Below are 10,219 nucleotides of genomic sequence, written 5' to 3'. Positions count from 1 at the left end.
ACGCGCATCGATCTTCCGGGCGTCGGCAAGAATCTGCAGGACCGCTATGAAGTCGGCGTCGTCAATCGCGTCAAGGACGATTGGGGAATCTTGAAAGGCGCGCAATATAAGAACACCGACACCCAATACGCCGACTGGCTGCGCACCAAGGATAAATATACCGGCTCGGTCTATGGCACGAATGGCGCGGTGCTCGCCGTCATCAAGCGCTCGGCGAATGAGCGGTCGCTGCCAGACCTCTTCTGTTTCGGCGTGCTCGCCGATTTCCGCGGCTATTATCCCGGTTATTCGAAGCGGGTCGTCGAGCGTCTCAATTGTCTGACTTGGGCCGTGCTCAAAGCGCACACCAACAACCGCGCCGGCTATGTGAAGCTCAAATCCACTAATCCGCTCGAGCGGCCGGAAATCAATTTCCGCTATTTCGCCGAGGGCACGCCCGATCAAAACGAGGACCTCGATTCGGTGGTCGAGGGCGTGAGATTCGTGCGTGACCTCACGCGTCCGCTCATCGAGCTCGGCGTCGTCGAAGAGGAGGAATCGCCCGGCAGCGAGATGACGAGCGACGAACAGATTCGCGATTTCGTACGCTATCAGTCGTGGGGCCATCACGCTTCCTGCACTTGCGCGATCGGGCCGGACGGCGCCAGCGACGCGGTTCTCGATTCGAATTTCCGTGTGCGCGGCGCGAAGGGCCTGCGCGTCGTCGACGCCTCGGTGTTCCCGCGCATTCCCGGATTTTTTATCGTCAGCGCGGTCTATATGATTGGTGAAAAGGCTGCCGATGCGATCCTCGCCGACCGCTAGCCTGGCGCCGGGAACGCCGCTGGTTTCGCAGAGGCGGCGGAACAGCTTCATGCGCCGCCTCTTGGCGTTTTTGGTTCCGGCGCTTGCCTATGGAATATGCGCATCGCCGGCGCATGCGCATACCGAGTTCGCGTCGCTCGGCGTCTTCTGGTCGGGTGCCGCCCATTTCCTGCTGAGCTTCGAGCGACCGGCGCTCGTTGTCGCCTTCGCGATCTGGGCAGGGACGCATAAGCAGCGCGCCGACGCCGCCCTGGTCGGCGCCATCGGTCTCGGGACCTTCATTGCAGGGCTCGCGACACGTCCGGAAGTCGTGGAGAGCCATTCCGCTTCAACGATCGTGATCGTCGCTCTGGTCTTGCTCGGTGCGGCGGGCATCGCCCGGGTTCAGCTTGGCGCGCGGCCGATTCTGATCGCCGCCGTCTGCTGCGGATTGATCGCGGGCGCGATCGGCGCGACCGGCGAAACGATCCGGGATCGAGTGATCAATGCCAGCGCCTTGTCGCTGGTCGCCGCGGCCGCCGCGGCCTATGCGCTCATGGCGTCGTCCTATGTCGCGCGATGGCGACGTCCCGCCTCGGTCTGAGACTCTGCGCCGGCGCCGTCACGATTCTAGCGGCCGTTTGCGCTTCAGGATATTTGCGAATTTGTGGCTCCGGCTGATCCTTTGCGCGCTCGCGGCGCAATTCGCCCTCCTGCTGCAGACCCCATCCGCGCATGCGCATCTTTCATCCGACAGCTATCTGCATGTCGATATCGACGCGGGCGGGCGCCCGAGCGGACAGTGGGACATTTCGCTGCGCGATCTCGACGCCGCGATCGGGCTCGCCGGCGATGACGGCGTCATCACCTGGGGCGGGTTGAAAGCGCGCCGCGCCGCGATCGAAGCCTATGCCTTTGATCGATTGTCGATCGACGGCTGCGCGTTGCGCCCGAGCGACATGCTCGTCGATCGCCATGCCGGCGCCGCCCATGCCGTGTTGCGCTTCAAGGCGGAATGCCAGTCCGCGCCAGCGCCGCGGCGCCTCCATTATCGGCTGCTCTTCGATTTGGATCCGACGCATCGCGGCCTTCTCACGCTCGCGACGCCAGCCGGCGAGCGCTCGGAAGTCCTGTCGCCCGAACGCGCCGACATTGCGCTCGATCGCATCGACGAGTCGACGTCCGGCTCCTTTCTCCACTTTGTCGGCTTCGGCGTCAGCCACATTCTTTTCGGCTATGACCATCTTTTGTTTGTCGCCGTGCTGATGATTTTCGCCGCCTTTCGGCGCGGCGAGTCGGGCTGGACGCCGCTCGACGGCTTTGGCGCCAGCGCGCTCCAGACTTTGACGATCCTGACGGCTTTTACACTGGCGCATGGCGTCACATTGACGTTGTCGCTGTTTCATTTCATCGACGCGCCGGCGCGTTTCGTCGAACCCGCGGTCGCCGCCACGATCATGGGAGCGGCGATTGACAACCTTCTGCCGCTTCTCTCCTACGCGCGCTGGACCATCGCATTCGGCTTCGGCCTGGTGCATGGCCTCGCCTTTGCGACGGCGCTAGGTCCGATGCGTCTGTCGACATCGGGATTGCTGTATGCGCTTGCCGGCTTCAACGGCGGAGTCGAACTCGGCCAGATCGCTGTTGCATCACTGCTTATGCCGCTCGTGTTTACGGCGCGGCGCAAGGCGCTTTATGTCAGTTATGTTGCACCGGCGTTGACAGCGCTCGCATTCATTCTCGCGCTGGTCTGGTTCGTTGACCGTATCGAAGCGCTACTGTGAATTTCGCGTTGTCTGCAAACCCGCGCAGAGAAAGGCGACCGGTCGGACATCGTTGATGCATCGGCCATGTTCTGCGTTTTGGCCGAGCGGCAGCCTCTGCTGAGCGCGCTTTAACGATCAACCGGGCCCGATGCCGAGGTCCAAGAAGCGCAGGGCAAGCTCCGGCGCGAGTATTGACGTCACAAGTTCGCTGGGCGCAAGCTCCACGATCTCGGCATAGCGGTTCCATTTCGAGGGGCTGGCGGCCGATGGTCTCCCCGTGCCGCCGCCTTCGGCAGTGGCTGAATATTTGGAGGCGTGAGCCAGAGCATCGATGAAGCTCTCAAGCGGCTCCACTCTCGATTGGAGCGCTCTCAATTCATCATCGAAGCAAATTTGGCTCAATTATCCAAGAAGCTCCGCAGCTTCCGGCTTCTCGACGGATGCTTCAGCTTTCTCAGCGCCTTCGCCTCGATCTGGCGGATGCGCTCGCGCGTCACTGAGAACTGCTGGCCGACTTCTTCCAGCGTATGGTCGGTGTTCATGCCGATGCCGAAGCGCATGCGCAGCACGCGCTCCTCGCGCGGCGTTAGCGATGACAAGACGCGCGTCGTCGTCTCGCGCAGATTCGATTGAATCGCCGCCTCGATCGGCAGCACTGCGTTCTTGTCTTCGATGAAATCACCGAGATGCGAATCCTCCTCGTCGCCGATCGGCGTTTCGAGCGAGATCGGCTCCTTGGCGATTTTTAGAACCTTGCGCACCTTCTCAAGCGGCATGGCGAGCTTTTCGGAAAGCTCTTCGGGCGTCGGCTCGCGGCCGATCTCATGCAGCATCTGGCGCGAGGTGCGCACGATCTTGTTGATCGTCTCAATCATATGCACCGGAATGCGGATCGTGCGCGCCTGATCGGCGATCGAGCGGGTGATCGCCTGTCTGATCCACCACGTCGCATAGGTCGAGAATTTATAGCCGCGGCGATATTCGAATTTGTCGACCGCCTTCATCAGGCCGATATTGCCTTCCTGGATGAGGTCTAGGAACTGCAGGCCGCGGTTGGTGTATTTCTTGGCGATGGAAATCACGAGACGCAAATTCGCCTCGACCATCTCCTTCTTAGCCTGCCGGGCTTCGCGCTCGCCCTTCTGCACCATATGCACGATCTTGCGAAACTCGGAAATTTCCAATCCGGTTTCAGTCGCAAGCGCGTGAATGTCGGCGCGCAGATCCTTGATGCGATCCTTATCGGCGGCGACGAATTCCCTCCAGCCCTTGGAGCCGAGCTTGGCGACGCGCATGACCCATTTGGGATCAAGCTCCGAGCCGTGAAACTTGTCGATAAAATCTTCGCGCATCACGCCATGGCTGTCGGCGAGCCGCAGGAGCTTCGTCTCATAGCCGATGAGACGCTTGTTGATGTCGTAGAGTTGCTCGACGAGCGCTTCGATGCGATTTTGATTGAGCGAGAGCGATTTGACGTCGGCGACGATCTCTTTCTTTAGCGTCTTGTATTTGCGCTCCTGCGCAGGCGTCAGAGTCTCGTTCTTGAGCTTGTTCTCGACATTCTGATCCTGAAGCCGGCGCAGCTTCTTATAGGCGTCGGCGATGCGCGCGAAGGTTTCGAGAACTTTCGGCTTCAGCTCCGATTCCATGGCCGAAAGCGACACGGAATTTTCCATGTCGTCTTCTTCCTCGAATGTCTCTTCCGCTGGCGGGCCTTCCTCCTCCAATCCGGCGGGCGGCGTACGCGGCGCGGTCGCAGGCGCCATGTCGGCGCCGTTGGACGGCTCCGCGGCCTTCGCCGCCTTGCCTTCGGGGCCGGCGTAGGTCGCCTCGAGATCGATGATGTCGCGCAGCAGGACCTTGCCCGCCTCCAATTCCTCGCGCCAGATGATGATCGCCTGGAAGGTGAGCGGGCTCTCGCAGAGTCCGGCGATCATCGCCTCGCGCCCGGCTTCGATCCTTTTGGCGATAGCGATTTCGCCTTCGCGCGACAGAAGCTCGACCGAGCCCATCTCGCGCAGATACATGCGCACGGGATCGTCGGTGCGATCCGCGGGCTCCGACGCGCGCGTCGCCACCGCGGTCGCGCGTGGGCTCTCGACGAGTTCGCCGCCTTCCGATTCTTCTTCTTCGGCGGACTGTTCCTCTTCGACGTCGTCCGGGTCGTCGCCTTCCGAAACGGTGATGCCCATTTCAGAGAGCATCGCGTAGACGTCCTCGATCTGGTCGGATGACACTTCCTCGGACGGCAACACGGCGTTCAATTCGGCATAGGTCACAAAGCCGCGCTTCTTGGCGAGCTTGATCATCCGCTTGACGGCGGCGTCGTTGAGATCGAGAAGCGGCCCGTCGGACGTTTCCGTCGTCGCTGCGGTTTCGTTCTCGACCTTGTCTTCGTCTTTTTTCGCCATCCACAAACTCCAAGCGCCTCGCCCCGGATCGGTTCCCCGAACCAGGCAAGGCGCAAGTTTTCTCAAAAAAGCCCCGAGAGGCCGCCCCTCTCCAAGCTGCGGCGCGGCAAGCGGGCGAAGAACCCAGCCGACCGCATGAACCCTTCGCGATGAACCCTTCGCGCCGCCTCCTCCTATCGGGAATCATCGATTCCTGATACGCCGCATTTCTTGAGTATCCGCTTATCGCCGCCAATGCGCGCGTCACTTCATGACTCTCGCTTTGGCGTCGGCGCGGATACTAGCGGCGCGTTTCCCGTCCCCTTTTCGCCACGACGCTAACCTCTGCGAATTCACAAATTACGCGACGGCCGGCCGGAAAGCGATCCATATCCTTCCACCGCCGCTTCTGCGCCATCTAGCGCCGACAACTGGGTCTGAATATCCCTCAGTCGGGCATAATCCCGCTCATTGGGTTTGTCGGCCAGCATGGCTTGCACCGCGCGCAACTCTCTATTTAACGCCAACGATCTGCGATGCAAGACGAAAGCCTGTCGCAGGCTTTCGCCGGCGTCGGCGGTCGCGGCCTCGGGGCGCACGCTCCACAGCGTGGAATGGGCGGCCATCGCCTCGAGCCGCGCGATCGTCCGGTCAAGCCCAAGCGAAAACAGAAAAGGGCGAAGCTCGGCTTTATTCGAGTCGTTAAGTTCGGCAAATCGCAGGAGTGCGTCGCGCAACGCCCGCGCGTCGGGGGAATTGAGGTCGAGGGTCGCCAGCTCCTCGACCCGGGGATCGATCAGGTCGGGATGATTGATCAGGATCAACAGGATAAGCGCCTCCCGCGGCGCGATCCCCGACTTGACGCCGCGAAACAGGGGCGAATTCGCTAATGCTGGGCCAATGGTCAAGGGCGCGTCGTCGGAAGGTTGCGCAAATCTGCCGCGCCGCTGCCGCTGGGAATCTGGGCGCCTAAATTTTGTGCGCCGATCGCGGTCGAAGAGCCGGTCCAGCCGCTGCTTCAGTTCCTGCAGATAGTGGCGCCGCAGGTCGTCGTCTCTGATCTGCCCCGTGATCTCTTGCAGCCGCCGTTCGAGCGCGGCGCGGCGCTCTGGCGTGTCGAGCGTCGCCGCTTCGGTCTCGCGCATCCACAAGAGATCGACGAGCGGCAGCGGCCGGTTCAGCGCGTCGGCGAGCGCCTCGGCGCCGCTTGAGCGCAGCAATTCATCGGGATCCTGGCCGTCGGGCAAGAGGACGAAGCGCAGCGTGCGGCCGGGGCCGATCAGCGGCAGCGCCGTGTCCACCGCTCGAAAGGCCGCCTTCAACCCCGCCTTGTCGCCGTCGAAGCAGAGGATCGGCTCCTCAGCCAGACGCCAGAGCAGGGCGCATTGTTCGGGCGTCAACGCCGTGCCGAGCGGGGCGACAGCATGGGGAAACCCGGCCGCCGTCAACGCAATGACGTCGACATAGCCCTCGACGGCGATCACCGCGGCGGTCTCATGCGCGGCCTTACGGGCGTTATGCAGATTGTAGAGCGTCGCGCCCTTGTGAAAGAGCGCCGTCTCAGGGGAATTGAGATATTTCGCCTGCGCGTCCGCCTCCAGCGCGCGACCGCCGAAAGCGATAACGCGGCCCGAGCGGTCGCAGATCGGGAACATGACTCGATTGCGGAACCGGTCGTAGGGGACGGCGATGTCCTCGCCATGAACGAGCAAGCCCGCCTCGATCATGGTTTCGACGCTTGCACCCTTGGCGGCGAGATGATCGCGCAGCGCATGGCGCTCAGCCGGCGCGAAGCCGATGCGAAATTTTTCGCGCGAGGACAGGGAAATCTGGCGGCGATCGAGATAGGCGCGCGCCTCGCGCCCCGCCGGGCCGGCGAGCCGCTTTTCGAAAAAGACCGCCGCCGCCTCCAGCGCCTCGCCAAGCGTCGCGCGGCGGCGATCCTGCTCCTGCTGCTCCTTGGTTTCGACCGGCAGCGCCAGGCCGGCGAGCGCCGCGAGCCGCTCCACCGCCTCGGGAAAGGAGAGCCCCTCCGTCTCCATGAGAAAATCGAAAATATTGCCGTTCTTCCCCGCCGAGAAGTCGAACCAGCGCATTTTCTGGTCGTTGACGTAAAAGGAGGGGGTTTTTTCGGCGTTGAAGGGCGAGAGGCCCCGCCACTCCCTGCCTTCTTTCCGCAGCTTCACCTTCTGGCGCACGACCTCGGAGACGGGCACGCGCGCCCGAATCTCATCGAGGAAGGAAGGCGAGAAGCGCATAAGATGTCCCTAGCACCACTCCTTCTCGGCGGGGAATAAATTCACCACCATTCCCATGATTCACAGCTGGTTCCTGCGCCGGATATATGGTCGGATAGGCGCGTCATGACGTTGCGACAAAAAATGACCGACGCCGAGATTGACGCGGCGATCGCGAGCGATCCCGATTGGGCGGCATTCGAGCCCATCGACTGGAGTAAGGCTGAAGTCGTCGTTCCACCGAAGAAGCAGGCGATCTCGATCCGCCTCGACCAAGACCTCGTCGACTTCTTCAAGGCCGAAGGTCCAGGCTACCAGCGGCGCATCAACGCCGTGCTGCGGAGCTATGTGATCAAGCGCAAGCGCGCATAATCAACGCGCGTCGCGCCAAGCCTTGCCGCGAGCATTGCCGACCTCCTGCGGACCGCGCTTCAATTGGAATGATGCGCGTGGCGACCCGTCGAATGGTGATCGACGTGGGGCGCTTCGCCCTGCTCGGCGTCCGCCGGCACGACCACGAGCTGTCCGTAGCGCACGCCGCGCTCGCCGATCACATGGCCGGCGAAATGCTCGACGTCCGACTTCTGGCCCTTGAGCAACGACACTTCGAGACAGGTCGCTTCGTCGATGTGCACATGCAGGGTCGCGATCGACATGTCGGCGTGCGAGTGATGGTCATGCATCAGTCTTTTCGACAGCTGCCGCGTCTCGTGGTCATAGACATAGACGAGAGCCGCCATGCAGGAACGGGCGCTGTCATCGGCTTTGGGCGTTTTGAGCAGCCCGGCGCGAACGAGATCGCGCACCGCTTCGGAACGGTTCCGATGGCCGCCCGTCTCCATATATTGATCGAGCGCGCTCATCAGCTCTTCGTCGATCGTGATCGTTACGCGCTGCATAATTCGGCCCCGCCTGTCCGCGCCCGCGCCGGTCTTCAACCGGCCAAAAGCCGCGACCCCTGCCGCGGCGGTCAGTCTATCGCCAAGCGGCGCTGGCCGCCATAGGGGGTTCCTGGCGCCGTCTCGTCAGCGAGTCGCCCTCCGCGCCGCGCCAGGGACCGGACTCGGGCAGGTAATATGCGACCGATCACTGCGGCGCGCGCCTCGCGCGCCACTGAGTGCGCGCCCGAAGCGCCTGCAGTCTAGCCGGGCGATCAAGGCGAATTACAATAGTCTGGTCCGTCTTTAATCGCTTCGAGCGCCTTCCGATTTCCTTCGAGGGCCGCTTTCACAAGCCTGCCGCACTTCGATTTTGGCTTCTTCAGATATGTCATCGCTGCATTGCTTGCGCAGGCGGAGCACAGACCAAGCGTCAACAATTGATTGTCGAGATCATCATATCTGAGGTCCGACGCGCTGTTTTTTGAGCGATCAACGTCAACGTCATAAAACGTATATTCCTTATCCGGAAATGGATCACGCTTGCCAATTTTGCAGTTTGTAAGGCGGAGCGCCTCGACCTTGCGGCCATTGATAAAAACATGCGTGGGGTAGCAATATCCGCCGTGCGAACAGAAGCTCGCGATCCCTGTCGCCTTCTCCACGCGATATTGGGTGATGGCGGCATCGATGCCGCCCTTTGGGATGATCGAAGCGGGACTTTCGATCGCCGGCACGTCGCGAAGCGCGACAGCCTTGCATAGATCGGCGCCGAAGGCGCTGGACGTCATCAAGGCCAGGAGCATAACGGCAATATGGATTGGCGGTTTCATCGCCGATTTTCCGTCTTTAGATCGCGCGCGGTCCGAATGCGTTTGCGGACGAGCGCGGTTGGCCCGCACGACAGATAACGCATCTTTGGCGTTTGGAAAGTTCCCGGGTCAGGCGCTCAAATCATTTAAGCGGGACGCCGGCGCTTGCGCTGCGCGGACAGATCGCGCACCGTTGCGCCACAGTCTGGCGACAGGGAAGCCATGAACATGGATGCGAGCGATCGGCTGAACGATCTCGACAAGCGCTTCGTCAAAATCTACGAGGCGGCGAGAGCGGACATCGTCGAGCGACAGCAACTGCGCGCGCTGATCGTCATCGACGACGACCGTTTGCTGCTTTACCGCCACGGCTATCCGGCGCAGACGTTTCCCGGTCTTCAGCCGCCGCTCTACGCGAAATTGAAGACGCTTGGCCACGCGCCGCTTGCGGTCTTCTGCCTGCTTGGCGGCGCGCCCGATGGGCCGCTCGATGACAGTCTCATGAGCAGGATCACTGACTATCGCGCAGCGCTGGCGTCCTGCGCGCAGGACCTCGACACCGGCCAGGAAGCTCGGACGGGCGTCTTGCCGCAGCCAAGCCCGCTCTATGCGAAGGTGATGAGATTTCTCGACGGCCTCGCCGCCTCGCGCGAGCATTCGCACGCGGCGCTTGCCGCTTTCGCGGGCGATGTCGGCGGTGACATCGGTCCGCTCCTTGCCGCGGCGGCGCGCGCGCAGCTCGACGCCTGCGACGCGCTCGTTACGCGGATCCGCCGAGACCTGCTGTCGCGCGAGGAGTGGCGCGAGCTTCGCGTTCTCGTTCTCGGGCCCTATATGGCGCGACAGGGCGAGCTCTTTTTGCAATATTTCGCGAAACTGCTCGACACGCCGATGCAGGGCGACAAGCGGCTCGTCTATTATGACGGCGACGATCTCGTGGGTGCCTTTGACCGTTTGGGAACCGTCATGCTTGATGCGATGGCCTCGCATGCGATTTTCGGCGACCGGTCCAGGCTGCATCGAGACGTTCTGGCCGATGGGACCGCGCGCTATCTGGAGGCGCTCGCCGCGGCCCATCGCGAGGCGGACCAGCCTCTCGACGCGTCCCGCCGCTAAATTCTTGGCGCTTCGGACGAGCCGCCCAATTGACTGCCGGCGGTTTCCGCCATTCGCGGACGCGCCGGGCGATCTAGCCCATCTTATTCGTGACGGCGCGACTTTCGGCATCGTCGTGATGTCGGGCGGCATGGCCGCGCGGCGGCGTTCGGGTTTTTCACCCCTTCTAGGACCGCACTTTGTGGAACGCGTTGGAGGGATAGGAGGGACGAGCGGGGCACGCCGCCCCGTCGTTCA

General features: G+C 62.4%; 9 protein-coding genes. 5 read left to right on the top strand and 4 right to left on the bottom strand.

Annotation, left to right across the window (positions count from 1 at the left end; translation table 11 throughout):
* The 3 genes from AB7I51_RS16715 to AB7I51_RS16705 form a co-directional block, all read left to right on the top strand.
* Positions 1–804 (top strand): GMC oxidoreductase (locus tag AB7I51_RS16715; RefSeq protein WP_428406336.1); only part of this gene is annotated, 804 nt, incomplete at its 5' end.
* Between the two features lie 49 nt (positions 805–853).
* The gene (locus tag AB7I51_RS16710) at positions 854–1,387 is read left to right on the top strand and encodes a hypothetical protein (RefSeq protein ID WP_428403660.1); all 534 of its coding nucleotides are present in this window, start codon (positions 854–856) and stop codon (positions 1,385–1,387) included.
* Positions 1,388–1,448: 61 nt separating this feature from the next.
* Positions 1,449–2,567, top strand: a complete 1,119-nt coding sequence (locus tag AB7I51_RS16705; protein ID WP_428403659.1) for a HupE/UreJ family protein — start codon at positions 1,449–1,451, stop codon at positions 2,565–2,567.
* A 380-nt stretch (positions 2,568–2,947) separates the two neighbouring features.
* Here the strand turns inward: AB7I51_RS16705 and rpoD are convergent, their stop codons facing one another.
* Both rpoD and dnaG read right to left on the bottom strand, forming a co-directional pair.
* On the bottom strand, positions 2,948–4,960 hold the full coding sequence (rpoD, locus tag AB7I51_RS16700) for an RNA polymerase sigma factor RpoD (protein ID WP_428403657.1): 2,013 nt from the start codon (positions 4,958–4,960) through the stop codon (positions 2,948–2,950).
* Between the two features lie 332 nt (positions 4,961–5,292).
* Complete coding sequence (gene dnaG / locus AB7I51_RS16695) at positions 5,293–7,197, bottom strand: DNA primase (protein WP_428403656.1); 1,905 nt, start codon at positions 7,195–7,197, stop codon at positions 5,293–5,295.
* Between the two features lie 105 nt (positions 7,198–7,302).
* Here dnaG and AB7I51_RS16690 point away from each other — a divergent pair, with 105 nt between their 5' ends.
* Complete coding sequence (locus AB7I51_RS16690; protein ID WP_428403655.1) at positions 7,303–7,548, top strand: BrnA antitoxin family protein; 246 nt, start codon at positions 7,303–7,305, stop codon at positions 7,546–7,548.
* 59 nt (positions 7,549–7,607) lie between these two features.
* Here AB7I51_RS16690 and nikR read toward each other — a convergent pair whose 3' ends face one another.
* Together nikR and AB7I51_RS16680 are read right to left on the bottom strand one after the other, a co-directional pair.
* Positions 7,608–8,075 (bottom strand): nickel-responsive transcriptional regulator NikR, encoded by a 468-nt coding sequence (nikR, locus tag AB7I51_RS16685; protein WP_428403654.1) that lies wholly within the window; start codon positions 8,073–8,075, stop codon positions 7,608–7,610.
* Between the two features lie 254 nt (positions 8,076–8,329).
* On the bottom strand, positions 8,330–8,791 hold the full coding sequence (locus tag AB7I51_RS16680) for a hypothetical protein (protein ID WP_428403653.1): 462 nt from the start codon (positions 8,789–8,791) through the stop codon (positions 8,330–8,332).
* Between the two features lie 303 nt (positions 8,792–9,094).
* On the opposite strand from AB7I51_RS16680, the gene AB7I51_RS16675 reads away from it, so the two are divergent.
* A complete protein-coding gene (locus tag AB7I51_RS16675; RefSeq protein WP_428403652.1) occupies positions 9,095–9,982 on the top strand; it encodes a hypothetical protein in 888 nt (295 codons plus the stop codon).
* Positions 9,983–10,219: the final 237 nt, after the last annotated feature.

It is taken from the genome of Methylocystis sp. (assembly GCF_050246715.1).
In the GTDB taxonomy this organism is placed as follows: domain Bacteria; phylum Pseudomonadota; class Alphaproteobacteria; order Rhizobiales; family Beijerinckiaceae; genus Methylocystis.
Note: the sequence above shows the minus strand (reverse complement) of the source record. Positions and strands in the feature narration are given on the sequence as shown.